20 protein-coding genes are annotated in these 20223 nt (G+C 64.2%); 15 read left to right on the top strand and 5 right to left on the bottom strand.

From position 1 onward, the window contains the following. Positions 1–266 precede the first annotated feature (266 nt). On the bottom strand, positions 267–1598 hold the full coding sequence (locus tag AMO33_RS12925) for an ABC1 kinase family protein (protein WP_240327556.1): 1332 nt from the start codon (positions 1596–1598) through the stop codon (positions 267–269). Between the two features lie 188 nt (positions 1599–1786). On the opposite strand from AMO33_RS12925, the gene AMO33_RS12920 reads away from it, so the two are divergent. The 15 genes from AMO33_RS12920 to AMO33_RS12850 all read left to right on the top strand — a co-directional run bounded on the left by AMO33_RS12920 (position 1787) and on the right by AMO33_RS12850 (position 17092). Continuing rightward, the gene (locus AMO33_RS12920) at positions 1787–2443 is read left to right on the top strand and encodes an SRPBCC family protein (protein ID WP_159005644.1); all 657 of its coding nucleotides are present in this window, start codon (positions 1787–1789) and stop codon (positions 2441–2443) included. Continuing rightward, on the top strand, positions 2440–4068 hold the full coding sequence (locus AMO33_RS12915) for a flavin-containing monooxygenase (protein ID WP_076574201.1): 1629 nt from the start codon (positions 2440–2442) through the stop codon (positions 4066–4068). Before AMO33_RS12920 ends, AMO33_RS12915 begins: the two co-directional genes overlap by 4 nt. Then, a complete protein-coding gene (locus AMO33_RS12910) occupies positions 4065–4985 on the top strand; it encodes an SDR family NAD(P)-dependent oxidoreductase (RefSeq protein ID WP_076574203.1) in 921 nt (306 codons plus the stop codon). Before AMO33_RS12915 ends, AMO33_RS12910 begins: the two co-directional genes overlap by 4 nt. After that, entirely contained in the window at positions 4982–6526 is a 1545-nt protein-coding gene (locus tag AMO33_RS12905; protein ID WP_240327512.1) for a flavin-containing monooxygenase, read from the top strand. Before AMO33_RS12910 ends, AMO33_RS12905 begins: the two co-directional genes overlap by 4 nt. Positions 6527–6579: 53 nt before the next feature. Next, entirely contained in the window at positions 6580–8202 is a 1623-nt protein-coding gene (locus AMO33_RS12900) for a flavin-containing monooxygenase (RefSeq protein WP_082668655.1), read from the top strand. Beyond that, positions 8186–8719 (top strand): SRPBCC family protein, encoded by a 534-nt coding sequence (locus AMO33_RS12895; protein WP_060592760.1) that lies wholly within the window; start codon positions 8186–8188, stop codon positions 8717–8719. The genes AMO33_RS12900 and AMO33_RS12895 overlap by 17 nt, the downstream gene beginning before the upstream one ends. A gap of 108 nt (positions 8720–8827) precedes the next feature. Then, a complete protein-coding gene (locus AMO33_RS12890) occupies positions 8828–9664 on the top strand; it encodes an MlaE family ABC transporter permease (protein WP_373457311.1) in 837 nt (278 codons plus the stop codon). Next, positions 9661–10527 (top strand): ABC transporter permease, encoded by an 867-nt coding sequence (locus AMO33_RS12885; protein WP_373457337.1) that lies wholly within the window; start codon positions 9661–9663, stop codon positions 10525–10527. Before AMO33_RS12890 ends, AMO33_RS12885 begins: the two co-directional genes overlap by 4 nt. A gap of 67 nt (positions 10528–10594) precedes the next feature. Continuing rightward, the gene (locus AMO33_RS12880; RefSeq protein ID WP_240327555.1) at positions 10595–11569 is read left to right on the top strand and encodes an MlaD family protein; all 975 of its coding nucleotides are present in this window, start codon (positions 10595–10597) and stop codon (positions 11567–11569) included. Continuing rightward, positions 11566–12573: an MCE family protein gene (locus AMO33_RS12875; RefSeq protein WP_060592757.1), complete on the top strand. Its 1008-nt coding sequence runs from the start codon at positions 11566–11568 to the stop codon at positions 12571–12573. Before AMO33_RS12880 ends, AMO33_RS12875 begins: the two co-directional genes overlap by 4 nt. Next, the gene (locus tag AMO33_RS12870; protein WP_076574213.1) at positions 12570–13595 is read left to right on the top strand and encodes an MCE family protein; all 1026 of its coding nucleotides are present in this window, start codon (positions 12570–12572) and stop codon (positions 13593–13595) included. The genes AMO33_RS12875 and AMO33_RS12870 overlap by 4 nt, the downstream gene beginning before the upstream one ends. Then, positions 13595–14524, top strand: a complete 930-nt coding sequence (locus tag AMO33_RS12865) for an MCE family protein (protein ID WP_115411096.1) — start codon at positions 13595–13597, stop codon at positions 14522–14524. The genes AMO33_RS12870 and AMO33_RS12865 overlap by 1 nt, the downstream gene beginning before the upstream one ends. After that, complete coding sequence (locus AMO33_RS12860) at positions 14521–15540, top strand: MlaD family protein (RefSeq protein ID WP_060592754.1); 1020 nt, start codon at positions 14521–14523, stop codon at positions 15538–15540. Before AMO33_RS12865 ends, AMO33_RS12860 begins: the two co-directional genes overlap by 4 nt. Next, positions 15537–16481, top strand: coding sequence for an MlaD family protein (locus tag AMO33_RS12855; RefSeq protein WP_076574209.1), 945 nt, complete (start codon positions 15537–15539; stop codon positions 16479–16481). The genes AMO33_RS12860 and AMO33_RS12855 overlap by 4 nt, the downstream gene beginning before the upstream one ends. A gap of 11 nt (positions 16482–16492) precedes the next feature. Beyond that, the gene (locus tag AMO33_RS12850; RefSeq protein ID WP_139337616.1) at positions 16493–17092 is read left to right on the top strand and encodes a hypothetical protein; all 600 of its coding nucleotides are present in this window, start codon (positions 16493–16495) and stop codon (positions 17090–17092) included. A 33-nt stretch (positions 17093–17125) separates the two neighbouring features. Here AMO33_RS12850 and AMO33_RS12845 read toward each other — a convergent pair whose 3' ends face one another. The 4 genes from AMO33_RS12845 to AMO33_RS12830 form a co-directional block, all read right to left on the bottom strand. Next, positions 17126–17797, bottom strand: coding sequence for a hypothetical protein (locus tag AMO33_RS12845; RefSeq protein ID WP_060592751.1), 672 nt, complete (start codon positions 17795–17797; stop codon positions 17126–17128). A gap of 36 nt (positions 17798–17833) precedes the next feature. Further along, on the bottom strand, positions 17834–18811 hold the full coding sequence (locus AMO33_RS12840) for an alpha/beta hydrolase (RefSeq protein ID WP_060592750.1): 978 nt from the start codon (positions 18809–18811) through the stop codon (positions 17834–17836). Between the two features lie 118 nt (positions 18812–18929). Beyond that, positions 18930–19583 carry a TetR/AcrR family transcriptional regulator gene (locus AMO33_RS12835; protein WP_060592749.1) on the bottom strand — a complete coding sequence of 218 codons (654 nt, stop codon included), beginning with the start codon at positions 19581–19583 and terminating at the stop codon, positions 18930–18932. Further along, a complete protein-coding gene (locus AMO33_RS12830) occupies positions 19580–20161 on the bottom strand; it encodes a TetR/AcrR family transcriptional regulator (protein WP_060592748.1) in 582 nt (193 codons plus the stop codon). The genes AMO33_RS12835 and AMO33_RS12830 overlap by 4 nt, the downstream gene beginning before the upstream one ends. Positions 20162–20223: the final 62 nt, after the last annotated feature.

Here is a 20223-nt window from a genome sequence, read left to right as displayed (position 1 = left end):
CTCCGCTTCACGGACCAGATTTACTGAAAGTTGGCGTGTGCTGCGGAGACTCCGCTGCTGCCCCGACAAGACCGGATCGCTGGCCAAAGCCGTCCACGTCCTGCAAGATCGCGAGCTCCGGGCCGCCGACCGAGGATGAAAAGGCTCGGTGCACATCCGGCATCTCGGCAGCGACTACGTTTCGCTCGGCTCAAATTTGACTGGAGCGATCCGGCGGTGGCCGGACGTCAGGACTGGGATGTGCTGAAACGCGATGTGAAACCGACCTATTTCGCGGCCGTGTTGTCCGCGCACTGGCCCGCCTCAGCGCGCCATTGCGCATCCAGTCGACCGTGTCGGGTGGTTGGTGGATCCCCGCACAGCCACTCCCGGGCGATGCGGTGCCAGTTCGCGGTTGCCCCTAACTGTCCGAGTACGCCGAAAGTGTAGAAGTCGGCGCGGCGGGAGAAGAAGTGCTCTGCCGGCAGGTCCTCCCGATGCATGTGCGCGAAGTCCGAGGAACGTGGGTCGGCGATGGACATCAGGGCGCCACCGGCGATTTCCGGCGTGATCTCCAGGCGATCGTCGACGAACGTCCATGGGGAGGCGTCGTAGACATACTGGATGGCTTCGTCCGCGGTGAGATCGGAATCCGGACGGAGCGCACCGGTGCGATGGAGCGCATCGAGTAGATCCTCGGCACGCCCGTCGATGGCCGCGTGCAGCGCTTGCCTCTCGAGCTCGACCGCCGTCGGGTCCATGGTCTTGAACAGGCCGAAGTCCAGAAAGGTGACGCGGTTGTCCGGCGCCAGCAGGATATTGCCCGGATGTGGATCGCCGTTGAATCGGTGATCCCGGAACATTGACCCTATGTAGTACCGGAAGATCGTTTCACCGACTCGGTCGCGAATCTCGGCCGGTGCGGCGCGGATCTCGTCGAAGCGCCGGCCGTGGACGAACTCACTGATCAGCACCCGCGGGCTGCACAGTGCGGGGATGGTATCCGGGATGTGGATGGCGGGGTGCTCGGCGAAGCGGCGCGCCTGCTCGTGTTGGGTGCGTGCTTCGGCGAGATAGTCGAGCTCCTGGTTGAGATGGACCGAGAGCTCCCGGACCAGCGGGTCTGCGGAGAACCCCGGCAGCAGCGGTTTCGTCATCCGTAACAGCAGGGTGAGGTTCTTGAGATCAGCCCGGATGGCGTGTTGGATGCCGGGGTACTGGATCTTCACGGCCACTTCGCGGCCACCGTGTAGTCGGGCCCGGTACACCTGTCCGATCGAGGCGGCCGCGATGGGGGTGGGATCGAAATCGCTGAACAAAGCGCGGCACGGCTGTCCGAGATCTTGCTCCAGAACCTGCTGCATCCGCTCGAACGGCAGAGCAGGCGCGGCGTCGCGCAGGGTGGCGAGCCGTGCGCGGAATCGTTCCCGTTCGGTCTCGGGCAGGAACCCGAGGTCTATGACCGACAGCATCTGCCCGACTTTCATCGCCGCCCCCTTCATGCTTCCCAGCACGGTGACGAGTTCGTCGGCACCGCGGGCGAAGGCGTCCACAGTGGCCTGCGCTTCGGCGTCTCGGCCGCGGGTGTAGCGCACGAAGCGTGCGCGCGCGTTGCGCATCGCCTGTCGGGCGGCCAACCCGCCGAGGCGGGCGCTTCGGGCTGCTCTCGTCGCCGGCGGGTCCGCTGACTCGCGTTGTTGCCGGGCTGATCGATCTTGGTCGTCGAATCTGGTGCTTGCGCGTTCGGGCATGATCGGACATTATCGGATTGACACGCCATTCAGCTAATTGTTCGGGACGGAGAATCGTGCGAAGACTGATCGTGTTTGCGAGATCGGGACTTGCCGCCGCCGCACTAGGAGTCGGCGCCGCCGCCGCGGTGTGCATCCTGTTGCGGCGTGGATACGACGCGGCGTCGCGCTTCGTCGTCCGACCGGTCTGGGCGGATCGTCAGGAAGAGTATGTTCTCCGCCGGGCGGCGTTGACCGTCACCGTTCGACGGACGATCGCCGCACCTCCGGAGGCGGTCTTCCGGGCGCTGACCGACGAATCGTGCTTTTCGTGGTTGCCGCTGGTGTCCGGATTCCGATACGACGACCAGCGCCGCGAAGTGGGGGCCAAGCGCGTGTTGCGCACTCCGCTGCTGGCCGCCCGCGAAGAGATCACCTGCTACGAGGAGGGGGTCCGCATCGGGCACACCATCACCGGGATGTCGCTGCCCCTGCTTACTTCGGGGACCGAGATGTTCGCCCTCGAGCCTGGGCCGGATGGCGGCACCCAGCTGCGGTGGACCGTTTCGGTGACTCCGCGGTTCATCGGGTGGTTGCCGATCCGCTCCGCGGAATCGCTGATCCGGCCCGTGCTGGGCGGCATCCTGCGCGGCCTCGATTCGGCCGCTACATGGTTCGACGACTATGCGGCGATCACTGCCACGACGCAACAACGAGAGGACACCCACCGATGACCCCCAAGAATCGCGGCGGCCAGCGCGCGACGCCCGAGAAGGCCATCCCGGACACCGGAACACCCGATTACCGCATCGCGGTGATCGGTGCCGGGCCGGGCGGCATCTGCGCCGGTGCCCGGTTACTGCAGCGCGGACTCACGGACTTCGTCATTCTCGAGCGCGCGCAGGGATTCGGGGGCAGCTGGCGGGACAACAACTACCCGGGCCTGGGTGTGGACGTACCGGGCTTCACTTACCAGTACTCGTTTGCGCGCAATCCGAACTGGGCGCGGGTGTTTCCCAAGCGAGAGGAAGTCCTGGCCTACCACGAAGCGGTGGCAGACCGCTTCGGCCTGGCGGCACATACTCGCTTCGGCGTGAATGTCGTGCAGCAGATCTGGGACGATCAGCGCCGATGGTGGCGCCTTGTCACTGACGACGGGTCGGAGATCACGGCCCGGTTCCTGATCTCGGCTGTCGGCGCATACATCCACCCGAAACAGGACCCGGGTATTCCCGGCTACCAAGACTTCCGGGGAAAAGTGCTGCGACCGATCGGCTGGGACCATGACTACGACCTGGCGGGCAAGCGTGTCGCGGTGATCGGCACCGGAGCCAGCTCCGTGCAGATCACTCCCTCGATCGCCCCCGAGGTCGGTTCGCTGCAGGTCTACCAGCGAACTCCGGTCTGGTGCCTGCCCAAGCCCGACTTCGCGGTGCCGGCGTGGCTGCAGACCGTTTTGGCCTTGCCTGGGGCCGGACCGCTGTTGAGCGGGATGGCGAACCTGCTCGTCGACCTCGCGTTGCGGCTGATCGTATTCACTCCTGCGGCGCTGTTCCGTCCCGGCGCACGGGGTTTCGACGCACTAGCGCGTGCGCTCTACCGCGGGTACCTCCGTACTCAGGTGCGCGACCCGCGAGTCCGCCGAGACCTGATGCCGACCTACGGCGCATTGGGAAAACGGCCGACATTGTCCAACGACTATGTGCAGACATTCAACCGGTCGAACGTGGAACTGGTGGTGGCACCGATCGAGCGGATCACGGAATCGGGGATCCGCACGGTCGACGGATCCGAACACCAGCTCGACGCGATCGTGCTCGCTACTGGGTACGAGCTGTTCTCGGACCCGGAAAGCTACCGCGAAGGGGCGATCGTCGGGCGCGACGGATTCGACCTGGGCCGCTTCTACGCCGAGAACCGGCTGCAGGCCTACGAATCGGTCGCCGTGCCGGGCTTGCCGAACCGGTGGATGCTGGTGGGGCCATACTCGTGGATCGGCACGGGCTGGCATGAGCTGGTCGAGATCGGCACGGATCACGCCGTCAACGTCATCGCCGAAGCGGAGCGTCTCGGATGCGATGTGGTCGAGGTCGCCCCGGAGGCACATGAGCGGTACCACAAGATGATCCGCCGGCAGGGCAGAAATATCGCGTACTACTTCCAGGTCATCAATGCCGGGCTGCGGACCTATTACGTCAATTCACAGGGCGACATGCCGTACATCCGGCCGACATCATTGATGAGCGCACGCAAGGCGAGCCGGAGGACACGCTTCGACGACTATCGGTTCGGGCGTCGCGCAGCCACATCGCAGGCACCGGAGGCCGCGAGCGAAAAGGCCATGGCGGTGACCCGATGAACTCGTTCAAACCGATCACGATCAAAGGCTCCGTGGTCGCCATCACCGGTGGCGCCCGCGGGATCGGATTGGCGACAGCGCGTCGGTTCGCCGCTGCCGGTGCCCGGGTGGCCATCGGCGACCTCGACCTGGCCGCAGCGCAGGACTCGGCCCGTACTCTCGGGATCGATGCCACCGGATATCAGGTCGACGTCGGTGATCGGGAGTCGTTCGCAGCCTTCATCGATCGTGTCGAATCCGAGGTAGGGCCCATCGATGTGATGGTCAACAATGCCGGGATCATGCCGGTCGGGGCTCTGCTGGACGGCACCGAGGCGGTCGCCCAGGCCACGATGAGCGCCAACTTCTGGGCTCATTACCATGCGCTGCGTACCGTTGCGCCGCGGATGGTGCACCGCGGTCGTGGTCACATCATCAACGTCACGTCGGCGGCCGGGAAGGTGCATTCGCCGGGACTGGCGATCTATGTCGCCAGTAAGCATGCCGCCACCGGACTGTCACGGTCGGCCCGGGAAGAACTCCTCGGCACGGGAGTTTCGGTGACGGCCGTCCTGCCCTCCGCAGTGCGCACCCAGCTCCTCGACGGAATTCCCTTCCGCTGGTGGGAGCGCCTCGCGATCGTCTCCCCGGACCGTATCGCGCGGGTCATCACCGGTACGCTGCGGCGGCGGCCAGCCCTGGTCGGCGCCCCGCGCGGTCTCATCCCACTGCTGAACGCCGCGGCTTTCGTGCCCGAATTCCTCTGGATGTGGGGCCGGCGCGTATCCGATGCCGATCGCGTGATGGGGCCGATCGACCGCGAACAACGGGCCGAATACGACTCCCGCATCGACGGCCAGACCATCGAGCTGGTACAGGATCCGGGCAGCGACACAGCCCCTGCTCGGCAGGCAATTTCACAAGGACAGACATCATGACACAGCGTGCGACCGTCGAAACCGAACACACCGATGACGAGCGCGATATGCCAGACCATCTGGTCGTGGTAATCGGCGCCGGCATCGGTGGAATCGGTGCCGGAATTGCGCTGCGCCGCGCCGGTATCGACGATTTTGTCATCGTGGAGCGTTCCGACGACATCGGCGGAACGTGGCACAGCAACCAGTACCCCGACGTGGCCGTCGACATCCCCGGTATCGTCTATCAGTTCTCCTTCGAGAAGAACCCTTACTGGTCGCGGACGTTCCCCAAGGGAGCCGAGGTCAAGGCCTATATCGACCGCTGTGCGAACAAGTACGGCATCCGGTCGCAGCTGCGGTTGAAGACCGAGGTCCTCGCCCGGGAATGGGACGAGGGCCGGCATCTGTGGCGACTCCGCTTGGACAACGGCGAGACACTGACCGCGCGATTCGTGATCACTGCCCTGGGCGCCTTCGTCGAGCCCAAGAAGCCCGACATTCCGGGCCTGGACGATTTTGCCGGCACAGTGATCCAGACGCAGCGCTGGGACCACTCCTGCGACCTCACCGGCAAGCGGGTCGCGATCATCGGTACCGGTGCCACCGCCGTCCAGGTCATTCCGCAGGTGGCTAGGGTGGCGGCGCAGCTGGACGTCTACCAGCGACGGGCGATCTGGGTGTTCGCCAAGCCAGACTTCCGCATCCCACGTTTCGTGCAACACGCCTTCCGGAAGGTTCCGCTGTTGCAGACGTCGATCCGGGGTGTGGCCGCAGCGTGCGTCGAGCTCGGGCTGGTGGGCATCACGGTCTACGGAAAGCAGATCGCACCACTAGCCCTTCTCCCGGCCTGGGCGACTCGCGCATTCCTGTTCACCCAGGTGCGCGACCGCGCGCTCCGACGGAAACTCACTCCGGACTACGGATTCGGCTGTAAACGACCGAGCGTGTCCAACCATTACTATCGGACATTCACCCGCAGTAACGTCGATCTGATCACTTCCGGTGTGGCGTCGATCGACGCCACGGGCATTACCGACACCGAGGGTATCCACCGGCAGGTCGATGTGCTCATTCTGGCCACCGGATTCGAGATGTCGCAGAGCCCCGCAGTCTTCCGCAAACGTCCGGTCAAGGGTCGTGACGGATTCGACCTAGCGGATTTCTATGAGCATGAGCGGGCCAAGGCATACGAAGGTGTGAGCATGCCGCAGCTACCGAACACGTTCATGATCTTCGGACCGTACGCATGGAGCGGGAGTTCCTGGCATGTGATGGTGGAAAACGCCACTCGGCACGCGATCCGCGTCATCCAGGAGGCCGGTCGGCGAGGCGCGACCGCCGTATCGGTCCGTCCCGAAGCCAATGACCGCTTCTACGATTTCATCCGTCCCCGTGCCACGGACACGCTGATGCATGGAAAAGCCTGCGCGAACGCCAATTCATACTACATCGACCACCATGGAGACTTTTCTTTTCTGCGTCCGACCACGGCGTATCAGTCGACCCGAGCCAGTAAGACGTTCCCGCTCGACGACTACCGCTACGAACAGCTCGGATGACGGTTCCGGACAGTCCGATCACCTCCCCGGTATCGAGGAAAGAGGAGAAATAGGTGAGCGAGAGCGCAAGGAATTCCGTACCGCCCCCCGGTGCGGTCAGACCTGACGTCGAAGTGGCCATCATCGGAGCAGGCGCCGGCGGTATCTGCGCGGGAGCCAAGCTGCACGACATCGGAGTCACCGACGTGCTGCTCATTGATCGTGCGTCTGAAATGGGTGGTACCTGGTTGTTCAACACTTACCCCGGTGTCGGCGCCGACATCCCGGCGGTGGCGTACCAGTTCAGCTTCGCCCGGAAGCATGATTGGTCCCGATTCTTCGCCACCGGGGCGGAGATCCAGGAATACCATCTCGAGGTTGCCCGCCGCTATGGCCTGGACAAGAAGACTCGGCTGGAGACCGATATCGTCCGTGAGGAATGGGACGAAGCGAATCATCTGTGGCAATTGCACACCGCCACCGGTGACACGATCACCGCTCGGTTCGTGATCAGTGCGATCGGCGTATACCTGCGTCCGAAGGACCGCCCCGATATTCCTGGCCTCGACTCCTTCCGTGGCGAGGTGATGATCCCCTCCGCCTGGAATCACGACTACGACTTCACCGGTAAACGGGTCGGCATCATCGGAGTCGGTTCCAGCACTGTGCAGATCGCACCATCGCTGGCGCCACACGTGTCGCGGTTGGACATCTATCAGCGCACCACGCAGTGGTACTTCCCGAAGCCGGATTTCGCGGTTCCTCGATGGATGCAACGGCTCCTCGCGATAAATGGTGTGAGTGCCTTCATGAACGGTCTCGGACTGTGCTTCGTCGAGATGGGGCTGCGCGTTCTGGTGCACACCCCGGAACGGGTATTCCGTGCCACGGCGCCGATATTCGACTCGGTGGGTCGAGCCCTGTATCGAGGGTGGCTGCGGATCAAGGTCCGCGATCCGAAAGTTCGCCAGGCGCTCGTGCCGCAGTACGGACCGGGCTGTACCCGCGGCACGCTCGGTGGTGACTACCTGCCTACGCTGAACCGCGACCATGTCGAACTCGTGACCGACTCCATCGCGCGCATCACCGATTCGGCGATCGTCACCGCCGACGGTACGGTCCGCGAGATCGACGCCCTGGTGCTCGCGACCGGCTACGAGGTGTTCTCCGACCCCGAGAGCTACCGCGAGGGTACGGTGATCGGGGCGGCAGGATTCGACCTGGCCAAATTCTTCAACGCAGAGGGTTTGCAGGCGTACCAGAGTACTGCGGTGGCCGGCCTGCCCAATCGGTGGATTCTGGTCGGCCCGTACTCGTGGACGGGTACCGGATTCCACTACATTCTCGAGACCGCCATGTGCAGTATCAGTCGTGCGGTACAGGCGGCGCGAGAACGACAGGCTACTCGCATCGAGGTCCGCAAGGATGCCCAGGATCGGTACCATAGTCGGCTGATGCAGCGGAATCGGAACATCGCCCATTACTTCGGCATCCACTGTGCGGGTTCCAACACCTACTTCGTCAACTCGCACGGACAGTCGCCCTATGTACGCCCGTCGAGTCTGCTGCAGACGCGCCGTGAGGTGGCGAACTTCCCGCTCGACGACTACTCCTACGAGCGCCTGCCCGAGTCCCACGGTGTGACGATCGAACCGGATCCGATGGCAGGGGAGGAAGCAGATGCGGTTCGCAGCTGAACCGATTGCCGCCGGTGCGTACCAGGAGTTCTTCGCGCGCGCGCCGTTTGTATCGCACATCGAGTACGAATACGCCGCCGCTCCCGAGGAAGTGTGGGATGTCGTCGCGAGTGACCGCATGTGGTCCTGGCTGCCGACCGTCTGGGGGTGCCGGTACCCGACCGCGCCGACCCGGGAACCGGGCGTGGTACGCGATTTCCAGATGTTCCTTCACCACTGGCTGATCTTCGCGCAGCACGAGAAGATCCTGCACTGGGAAGAGGGGTCGTCGCTCGTCTACACCGCGGTCGACGCCACGCTGCCGGTGTTCGGTTCGTGGTGTGAACGCTATGCCGTCGTCCCGATCGACGGCGGGGCGCGAACTCGCCTCGAATGGACACTCGCGGTGCGGCCGCGGTATGTCGGGTGGCTACCGGCGCGGTGGGTCGCGCTCGCACTCCGGCCGATATTCAGGTTCGGTCTGCGGGGACTCTTGCGTGAGTTACCCTCACGTCGGGGGCCATCTTTCTACCCATGATCGGCTACCCCGCGCGGTAGGTGAATCGAGGTCGACCGGCGACTGGCGGCCCACAATGGGCTCACACCAGCAGAGTGACATGTCAGTCAAAATGTAATGGAGGAGCGGATGAACCATCGAGCCGGGTTACTTCCGAACGCTGGCCCGTTGGTCGGCCGCGGTGTGGACGCGGGATTGTCTGCGCTGTCCACATTCGGCCGGGCATTGGTGCTCGGTCGGTCGGCCACCGTGCACATGGTGCGGGACATCATCCGGCTGCGGCTCGCGTGGCGAGATGCTGTGGAGCAGGCCTGGTTCATCGTGAGCGTTACGGCGATTCCGGCGGTCCTGGTCGCCGTGCCGTTCGGGGTGATCGTGTCGGTGCAGGTCGGAAGCCTCACCCAGCAGGTCGGAGCGAGCTCGATTTCAGGTGCAGCCGGCGGCCTGGGGGTCATTCGACAGGGAGCGCCCATTGTCACCGCCCTCCTGCTCGGCGGTGCCGCCGGCTCGGCGATCGCATCGGACCTGGGTGCGCGCACGGTCCGGGAAGAGGTCGCTGCGATGCGCGTCATGGGGATCGACCCGGTCCGCCGCCTGGTGGTGCCACGGCTGGTGGCAGTACTCGTGCTGAGCCCGCTGCTGTGCCTCATGACCGTCTTCATGGGCGTATTCACCGGATATGTGGTCGCGGTCGGCTTCCAGGGTGTCACCCCTGGCAGTTATGTCTCCTCGTTCGCGGCCTTCGCATCGATGTCCGATCTGGCAGTTGCGCTGGTGAAATCCTTGATCTTCGGTGCCATCGTGTTGGTGGTTGCGTGCCAGCGTGGACTCGAAGCGACTGCGGGGCCCAAGGGAGTCGCCGACGCGGTCAATGCGGCGGTGGTACTCGGGGTGATCGCGGCGTTCGGCGTGAATCTGGTGATCACCCAGCTGGTCTCGATGTTCCTACCGACGCGGGTAGGCTGATGGCTCAGGTTCCGTCCCGCTACCGACCGCCGGCTTACCGGGTGGTTGTGTCGGCGATTCAGTTGCCGTCGTCGGTGCTGGAGTCGATCGGCCACAAGGCGGTGTTCGTCGCGAAGGTGATCGCGGCGATACCGCACACGCTGTGTGCCTATCGACGGCAGACCATGCTCGTGCTCACCGATGTCACGTGGGGCAACGGGCGGATCATCGTCGGAGGCGGCACCGTCGCGGTACTGGCGTTCCTGGGTGTCGCAGTGGGTGGATCGGTCGGCGTCGAGGGTTTCGCTGCCCTGGACATGGTCGGGATGGGTCCGCTGACCGGATTCATCTCCGCCTATGCGAACACGCGGGAAATGGCGCCGATTGTGGCTGCGATCGGATTCGCGGCCCAAGCCGGGTGTCGGATGACTGCAGAAATCGGCGCAATGCGGATTTCTGAGGAAATCGATGCGTTGGAGGCGATCGGTATTCGACCGATCCCGTTCGTTGTGACCACGCGGGTGATCGCCGGTCTGATCACCATCGTGCCGCTGTACTTGCTGACGTTGCTCCTGTCCTATCTGTCCTGCGCCCTCGTCGTGAACGTGCTACACGGCCAGTCGTCGGGCACCTACGAGCACTACTTCGGCGCCTTTGTGCAGCCCACCGATGTGTTCGCCTCGCTGGCGAAGGCCGCGGTTTTCGTCGTCCTGATCATCCTGATACACGGATATCAGGGGTTCTATACGGTCGGCGGGCCGGAGGGAGTGGGCCGGGCGTCCGGCCGGGCGATCCGGGCGAGCTTGGTGCTGGTTGTCGTTGTCGACATGGTGCTCACCATCGTCTTCTGGGGGATGGATGTCGGAGTCAGGATCTCGGGGTAGGGGTATGGCGATATTCAAAGATCAATCCGGGCGGTCTGCGGGGCCATGGACGCTGCGCATAGTGGGCATGGTGGTGGCGATGGTGTTGGCGCTAGTCGCCGTGGTACTCACCGGATACGCGCAGGGACGGTTCACCGAGCGGTTCGAGTTGACTGTCGAGTCGCCCACCCTGGCCGAGGGGATCGTCGCTGGGGCCGACGTCAAGTTCCGGGGGTATGTGATCGGGACGGTGACTTCGGTCGATATGGTCGGATACGGCCACCAGCGGATCGGTATCGCGTTGGAACCCGATCAGGCTCGCGGTCTGACGAGTTCGGCAACCGCACGGTTCAGTTCGTCGAATATTTTCGGTGCGACCGGTGTCGAATTGATCGACGCCGCCGGTGGCACTCCGTTGCGCGAGCATGCGGTGCTGACGATGAGCGACGGGGTCGCTGACGGCACCGTTGCGGGTGTCCTTCGTCGCGTCGCAGAGCTTGCCCGGATTGTCGATTCCGACGGTGTACGAAGGTTATTCGACCTGCTCGAGGAGAATTCGGGCCTGCTGGGTAGCAGCGTTCGATCACTGGTCGAGACCGCTCGAATGTTGACCACCGAGCAGCGTGCGCCACTGGCGCACTATCTGGAGGCCGGTGCGGAGCTATCGGATAGCGTCGCGCACCTCACGCCATCGGCACTCGAGGCGATGTTGCAAATCATCGACGAGAGCGCGTACTTCGGCGAGGAAGCAAATCGAGATCGAACCAACAAGGCAGTCCACGGTTTGAACGACGATCTGCTGCTTTCGCTGGCGGATACGCTCCGACGGGACAACCCGCTGCTGGCCCCGGTGCTCTCAGCGGCGCTGGACCTCGCGATGCCGATTGCATTGTCCGCTGGCACTGTGGCTCCCGCTTACAACCGGCTAGCCGGGTTGATCGACAACATCCGAGCGGCATTCCCGGTCGTGGACGGCCGGGTGCAGATGCAACTCGAAGTGATTGTCGGCACGATGCCCTATCTGGCCGATTCCCTCACGCCGAACCGGGGAGGCTCGCGATGACAGATATCAGGAGCGCTGCCGTAAAACTCGCGGTGTTCGGCGTCTTGATCGCGTTGGCGACGGTGTTCGTGGTCTCCGCGATGCGTACGCCGGTGCCCGGCGATCGGGTGGGGTATTCCGCAAAGTTCACGGATGTTTCGGGCCTGCACACAGGTGACACCGTCCGAATGTCGGGGGTGGCGGTCGGGACCGTCGAAGCCATCGATCTGGTCGGTGACCAGGCACTGGTCCGGTTCTCCGTGGACCGCGGTCGGCCACTGTATACCGATACCCGCGTCGCGGTGCGGTATCAGGATCTGATCGGGCGCCGGTATGTAGAGATCATCCAGGCCGACACGTCTGCGGAGCGGTTGTCGCCGGATAGCACGATTCCGGTGGAGCGCACCGTCGCGAGCTTCGATGTCTCGGTGCTGTTCGACGGGTTCAAGCCCCTGTTCGACACGCTGTCTACCGCCGAGCTCAATCAGTTCGGCAACAACATCCTGCGAGTCCTGCAGGGTGATGGGAGCGGGGTCAGGCCTGCGCTGGCGGATCTGGAGCGCCTGACCGAGCAGGCGAATGACAGTGAGGCGCTAGTCGTCCTGCTGATACGGAACTTGGGGGTGATCGCCGATCAGATCGGCGGAAAGTCGCAGGCAGTAGGGGATTTCGTGGAGCAGGTGGGTGGGATCGTGCGCCGGTTCAGCACAACTACCTCCGAAATTCTGCTCGCCGCCGACCGTGGCAACCGCGCGCTGGGGGAGTTGGTGCCGATTCTGGAACAAGTCCGCGACGTCTACGATGAAGGTTACCCGCCGATGGATGCGTTGCTGCACCGGTTGGTTCCACAGTCCGGTCAGCTGGTGTCGATTCTGGGTCTTGTGCCGTCCTTGATCAGCGGGTTGAACCGAGCGGTTCCCGCTGCTGGTGCGGCACCTACAGTCAACTGCTCAGCCGGTGAGCTTCCGCTGCCCGGTATCGGTGCCTCGATACTTGCCGGCCAGAACTTGGTGGTGTGCCGATGAAATCGACGATGGCGCAATGCGTTCGCGCAGCACGCTGGTGGATGGCCGATCGCGGGTATTCTCCCACGCATGTGAGCTGGGGTGTCGCCGGAGTCGTAGTCTCCGTGGTCGCGCTCGTCGCCGCCGGAGTGGTGTATGTCCTGCCCTTCGGCGAGCAGACCTACACCGCGGATTTCCGGATATCCGGCGGAGCTCGGCCGGGTGACGAAGTCCGTATCGCCGGAATCGATGTCGGGTCCGTGCGCTCGGTCGAATTGGCCGGCGACCATGTCGAGGTCCGGTTCACCGTCGATCGGGATGTCCATGTCGGCCGGGATTCAGCGGTGGCGGTGAAAATGCTGACCCCGATCGGGGGACATTACCTCGCTCTGCAGCCGCGAGGGGAAAAGCCGCTCGGTGACGGGCATATTCCACCCGAACACACCAGCACGCCCTTCGACCTGAACGACATCATCGACACCGCCACTCCGGTGCTCAGCGAGATCGACGGGGGCACATTGCGAGCGACTGTGTCCGAAGTCAATCGCGCACTTGCCGGGGGGCCGGACGGCATCCGCAATGTGCTCGGTAGCGTGACTGGGCTGACCGGGAGTCTGGCGCAACGAGCGGATCAAATCGACCGGGCGGTGGAAGTGGCCGACGAGTACGTCGCCGCGATCGCCGACGATCGCCAGCTACTTGCCGATGTGGTCCACGAGTTGGGTATCGTCGCGGTGACACTCGCTCCGGCCAAAGACGACATTGTCCGGGTGTTCACCTTGCTCAGGCGATTTCTCGACCTCCTACACCGTCCGGTGATTGCCTACGAGGCGGCCATCGAGCCGTCGGTGATGGAGTTCGAGCAGCTGGCCGGCTCGCTGCTCGCCAACCCGCAGGTGATCGACCAGGTCGTGGCGGGCATCGAGGACTTTCTCGCCAAGATTACGGCGATGCTGGGTGACGGCGATGTGGTGATGGCACCGCCACCGGCTCACGGTAGCGGCCCGGCAGTGTGTATTCCCTACGCGGGCAAGGTGTGCTGATGCGGAACGCAGTGAAGTTCGGGGTGTCCGTGACCGCGGTCGTCGTCACCATCGTGGGATGTGTGTTCGGCGCGAGGGCATTGCTCGAGGAAGTGCGGCCGGAGCAGCGCCAGGTGTGCGCCGAGTTCACCGACACCGTGGGCCTTTACGAGGGGAATATCGTGACAATGCTCGGTGTCGAAGTGGGAACGGTGACTGCTATCGAACCCCTCGGGGACCGCATGCGGGTGACGATGAACGTCGACCGATCCGCCCAGCTGCCGACCGATGCGGAAGTGGTGACGATGTCGAGTTCGATCGTGACCGACCGGCATGTCGAGTTCGTCAAGCCCTACACGGGCGGGCCCACACTCGGCGACGAGTGCATACCGGTGGAACGGACCCGAACTCCGATCGGCATCAGCGAGGCCTTGGACGGTATCGGAAAGTTGTCGGAGGACCTGATCGGCCCGCCAGGCGCCGACGGATCCGCGGAGCCGGTCATCGGGGACACCCTGTCCGCGGCCGATTCCGCCCTCCAAGGAACTGCGCAGCAATGGAACGCATTGATCGGGTATCTGGACACGTTGGCGGGCAACCCAGTTGCCCGCGAGAGCTCGTATCGCCGCCTGATCGACAACCTGGACACGCTGATGTCGATGTTTGTGACGAACTGGCCGGATATGGCCGCCGTGCTCGGCAACCTGCGTAACTCATTGCAGCTCGCTGAAGGCCTGTCCCGCGATCTCGCCGGGGTGATCGACCTCGGGGTCGATATCTTGCCGATCCTCTCCCGTAATGTCGACAAATTCGATGATCGGTTGTACCCAGTCCTCGACCAACTCATCCCCGCGGTTGTCGAGTACAACCGCCTGGCGGGCGATATCGGAGATATCCTCATGCATCTTCCGCCCCTCGCGGCGGCGCTCCCGTCGGTGGAACCGAGATGAAGCGCCGGGCAGGGTTGCTCCTCGTGGTGGCAACGTTGACGACCGCATGTGGACTGCGCCCCTCCGATCTCCCGATCCCCGGCACCTACCTCGCCGGTGAGCACTACACGATCGACATCGAATTCACCTCGGTGCTCAATCTGCCCGAGCGCGCCAAGGTGATGGTCGACGGCGTCGAGGTGGGTGTCCTCGACAGTGTCGAGCTGGTCGGCGACACGGCGGTGGCACGCGTAGACATCCGCGCTGATGTGCAGCTGCCGGTCGACACCACGGCAGAACTCCGGCAGAACACGATCTTGGGAGATATGCACATCGCGTTGGACACTCCCGACGCCACCGGAGAACGTTATCTGTTCGACGGTGGCCGGATTTCCCAGGAACACACCCGCCCAGCGACGAACATCGAGGATACGCTGCGTGCGTTGTCCAATGTGATCACCGGGGGCCCATGGACAGCGCTGAGCGAGGTGGTCGCCGATGTCAATGCCGCACTGCCCGACGATCCGGCGGAACTCGACAAGATCATGGCTGCCGGACGCGCCGCACTGCACGACATGGCAACGCATACCGATGAGATCGACCGGATCCTCGATGATGCGGCAGCGATCAGCACCACCTTGGCGGCCGACGCCGACGATCTGGACCGGATTCTCGATGTGGGGCCGAAACGGGCGAACGGCCTTGCAGATGTCATCTTCGGCGTCGTCCTTCTACTGCAGGGTGCGGGGGAAATGGCCCATCAGGTCGGTAACCTGCTGCTTCCGGTGGCCGGCGACCTGCGCTCGATAGTTGCCGTGCTTGCACCGGCGACCCAGACGGTTGCCACCGCCGACCTCACCGTGGCCGAGATGAGCAGCGTCACCGAGGACCTGCTTCGAGACAGACTGATCCCGTTCTTCAGCGCGCCGCCCGATGTCCGAATCACGCTCACCACGTCAGCGGCGGCCCAGGCGGATGCTCGGGCGCAGGCGGAGGAGTTCATCAAGGTTCTGCGCGCGATAGGGATGATCCGATGAAGCTCCCTGCACCCGTGTCTCTGGCATTACTGCTCATCATGACCGTTGTCTGCGCGGGCTATCTATCGGTCGGCATTCTCGAGATGGATCCGCGTCGGGAGACGATCGAGGTGACGATGCGGTTGGAGTCCTCGGGCGGGTTGTTGAAGACCTCGGAGGTGGATCTGCGGGGTATGCAGATTGGCCGTGTCCGTGAGATTCGAACGGACCGTGACGGGCTGACGGTCCGCCTGGAACTCGATGCACGATATCGAATACCTGCCGACAGCGAGGTCCGTATTGCCAACCTGTCCGCCGCGGGCGAGCAGTTCGTGGACTTTCGGCCGACCACCTCGAACGGGCCGTACCTGAACCACGGCGACGTGATCCCCACCGAACAGGTGAAGGTGGCTATGACGGTCACCGAAGCGCTGGTGCGATTGGACGAGATCAATGCGCAGATAGATCCGGCACAGGTCGATCGCCTGGTGCGGACGGCCAACGCAGCGATCGACGGGCGCGACGCGGAAATCGAGCGCCTCGCCGATGCCATCGATCGGATGAGCCAGTTGCTCCAGGACAAACGACGACAGCTCACGCGGCTGTATGTGAACGCTCAGACACTGGGTGACAATGCCGCCGGCTACGCGCCGACCTTGCGCGACGCCACGGGGGACCTCGACCGGGCGCTGCCGGAGATCTTGCACCTGATCAGGTCGTTCAAAACCTATTCCGACACCGGTGAGAACATCTGGGATAACCCATTGCGTCAGCTGTTCGACAAGATCGACGGCTACGTCGCCGAGCTCGCACCTCCGCTGGGCCATGTTGCGACCGTGTTGAAGCCGGTGACCTCCCAGGTCCGTCCACTCCGGGTGGATGCAGGCTCGATCGTCGACCTGCTGTCGGCGATGTTCCCGCCGGGCGGCCCCGCTCGGATCACGCTCACCGCGCCGAAATGAAGGAGACCACCATGACGGACAACGAATCGGCCACTGTCACAGCGGCTCCCGTAGAGAAGGATGAGGAGGGAAAGAGCTCGGTGGATCCGGCTGTCACGGAATGCGCGCAGCAGGGCCGCCGTCGTCCGGCCACGACGCTGGCGCTGGTGGCGGCCGTAGCCACCGCGGTGGCGCTCACTGCTGCATGGTTCTGGCATTCGACCGCCACCGATCTGGATGCCTTGCGACAGCAGAACGCTGATTCGGCACGAGCAGCCGAGCTCGCCCGCGATTACACCCTGCGCTCGTTGACCTACGACCACCGCGATGTCGAGGCGTTCTTCGATGCGGTGCGCCGGGACGCATCCGATCAGCTCGCCCAGCGGTACAACGAAATCCATGACACGCTGTCATCGATCATGACCGAAGCGCAGGTGGTGGCGACCGGTGAGGTGGTGGCGACCGCGGTCGAGCCCGCTGGGAACGACCAGTACACGGTGACGGTTTTCGCGAAACAGCGGACACAGAACATTCAGAATCCGGAACCGGTGACGGCACCGAACCTGTTGTCGGTCACCGTTGCCAAGCAGGGTGATACTTGGAAGGTGGCCGATTACGGCCCTCGGGGATGATCGCGCTCGGGCGACTGCCGATGGGCGGCGCGATCAGCTGCGGATGGCCAGCAGACCGCGCGGATGCCACGGCAGCGGCCCGGTCGGGAAGCTGAATCGCAGCAATCGATGACCGGCGGCGGCGTCGAAGTGCGCGATGAACGGTGGGAGCAGTCCCTGGATCATCTTGTCCAGCAACCCGTTGATGTGTGCGAAGCTCGGCCTTATCCGGACTTCCCAGGCTTCGACTCGGCCCACCGGAACGTCGATGAGGGTTCGTTTCTCCACCTTGGCTTCGGCGGGCCAGTGCACCGAGAAGGCCAGCCACAGGTCGACCTTCGTTTTCGCTCCCTTCCGGAATTCCATGCCGCGCAGGAGGGTGGCGGCGCCGAGCAGTGGCATCGTCTTGCTCGGGAACGGCTGTAGGGCACCACCGAACTGGATGTGCCTGGTGCCGTGGAATCGCCCTTCCTCCCGGCTCACCAGCTTTCCGCTGTCCCTCGATTCGCAGCAGTAGCTTTCGGCGGTGACGGCGCCCGCGGCCCGGCGAAAGCGCTGGGTGACGGACACCTCGAAGCCTCCGTTGTGATTCACCGTAAGAGACGATACGTAGGCGTCGTCCTCCCGGCTGGTCACCGACAGCACATCTGCGGCGTCTGAGTTGTTGGCGATCGTGAGTGTGTAACTGGACTTCTCGCCATCGGGGATCATCGGGTCACTGAACATGCCACGGTTTCCTCAGTCGGTGGACAAGGGTCGGTTTCAGGCGGCGCCGGAGCGCGTCGGGAGCGGCTGCTCGGTGGCTTTGGTGAGGAACTCTGCTGCCTGCGCTGTCGCGATCCGTCCTTCGGGCACAACCTCGGCAAAGGCGGGAAAGACATGCATCTGTCCCTCCCAGAGCTGGAGACGGCACGGGACACCACAGTCGTTGAGCCTGCGCGCCAACCGGATCGAATCCTCGGCGAGCAGCTCCGAGGCTCCAACCAGCACCAATGTCGGGGGAAGCGACGACAGATCGGCCGACAAGGGTGTCGGCAGTCGCATGTCGGTGGGGCCGGTTCGGCGCACCAGCCACGTGCCCAGCGCGTTCAGGCACGATGCAGGAAAGAGCGGATCCCGGCCCCGGCGAGGTTCGGCGCGTACGGATTCCAGGTCCAACATGGGAGACAGACATAACAAAGCCGAGGGACGCGGTCCTTCCGTCGCGGATAATGCGACCATGATGGCCAGGTAGCTGCCGGCCGAGTCGCCGGCAAGCGCAATGCTCGAGTAGCCCTGGTGCGCCAGCCAGTTGTAGCCCCGCACGCAGTCGGCGATCGAGGCGGCCAGCGGGACGTTCGGTGGCCGCCGGTAATCCACGCTGAGGATGGGCATTCCGGTTGCCATCGACAGGCGCGAAACCAGTCTGCGGTGGGTGTTGAGGCCACAGGTGAGGAAGCCCCCGCCGTGGGTGTACAGGATCGCCCCGGAGGCGTGGCGTGCCTGCGGAGCCATGATCAGTTCGGCTCGACACCCGCCGAGATCGATCAGCTTCCGTGTGACGCCTGGGACGGGTGGCAGCAGGACTGCCAGGCGATCGACCAGGCTGAACGGCCAGGGCAGAGCGGGCCAACGGCCGAACAGGCGCAGTACCTGCCGCGCGGTGAGACGCGTCGCCAGGGCGAGGAGGCGAGCGCGGAGGCTGGTGCCCGGCAGATGCTCGATAACACTGGTGTCGACGCTGACGATCCGTGGAGTCATGGGCCAATTAAATGGAATGATGCGTCAGTCCGTCAAGTGTCCCTGTCATGCCGCCCGGTGATATCCGTGGTTGGCGGCCTCACGCGGAAGAGGGCCTATCGCTGTCGCCCGCGGCGCCTTACGCTTGCTGCGATTGTTCCTGCGTCGGCGTCGCGCCCAGCCCATGCCGCAGGAGGTCGGCCAGCGCGGCGATGAAGGCGTCACCCGGCACGTCGCCCGGACCGGCCAGCCCGCCGGCAGCGGCGGCGAAGATCAAAGCGGTCACCGACCAACCGGCCATCTCGCTATCGATCTCGCTGCGGAGATATCCCGCATCGACGCCATGCGCGATCTGCCGGCTCGTCAACTGGACGATGCCGTTGAGCCAACCGTCGATCTTATCGATGAGTTCCTGATCGATGGCCGGTGCTTCGTATGCCAGGAATCGAATCAGGCCAGGGTCGTTCACCATCGATGTCTGCAGTCGGCCCGCTATACCGACCGCCGCTGCTACGAACTCGTCGAGCGTATCGGCCTGTTTTTCGTCTTTGCCGAGAACATGGGCCTGTATCTCGGAGAACCGCTGGTCCAACACCGCATCGAGAATCTCGCGACGGTTGCGGAAGTAGTTGTAGAAGGTTCCATGACTTGCGCCCAGGGCATTCGTGATGTCGCTGACCGTTGTGTCGTGGTATCCGCGGTCGGTGATCAGCTGGGCGGCGGTGGCAATGAGATCGGCCCGGCGCTGCTCGGCTCGGTCGAGCGTGCCGCCGGGTCGGACGACGAAGCTCATCGCCCGCCTCCCGCTACTTGCAGAGCATGGACGACGATGTCGGATATCGCGGTCACATGCCGGTCCCTGCGTGCGGGTGTCATGCGGCCGTGGAACGCGTCGACAAAGGATGGCATGCCCAGACTGAGGAGGAGATGCCCGTAGGCTGCCACGTCGACGTCAGGGCGCACCGTGCCATCGGCGACTCCGGCTGCGATGGCTGAAGACAGGCGCGAGGCCAGTATGCGTTCTAGGCCGATGACGCGATGCTGCAGCTCCGGATCCGCTGCGCTGGCTTCGACGGCCAGGATCGTCAACAGGCGCGGATCGCGCTGCACCAAATCGGTCAACGCTGTTGCGGCGTCGGCGATCCGGTCGGTCAGTTCGGCGACTGAGGTGATCGGCTGTGCCACCGCCTCGATATCGAGTGCGGCGAAACCCATCTCTGCGGTGTGGTCGAAGACGGCCCGGAGGATCTCGAGCTTGCTATCGAAGTACCGGTACACCGTTCCTTGGCCGACCCCGGCCCGCTTCGCGATCATCGATACAGTGGTCGAGCGGTATCCGTGCTCGGTGAAAATTTCGTAGGCAGCCTGCACGATCTGCTCCCGACGTCGCTCCGCCAGCCCTTCCTGCCGGGGGCGTCCGCGTGAACGTCGTC

Source organism: Nocardia farcinica (assembly GCF_001182745.1).
Taxonomy (GTDB): domain Bacteria; phylum Actinomycetota; class Actinomycetes; order Mycobacteriales; family Mycobacteriaceae; genus Nocardia; species Nocardia farcinica.
The sequence above is the reverse complement of the archived record's forward strand: the minus strand, read 5'-3'. Positions and strand labels throughout refer to the sequence as shown.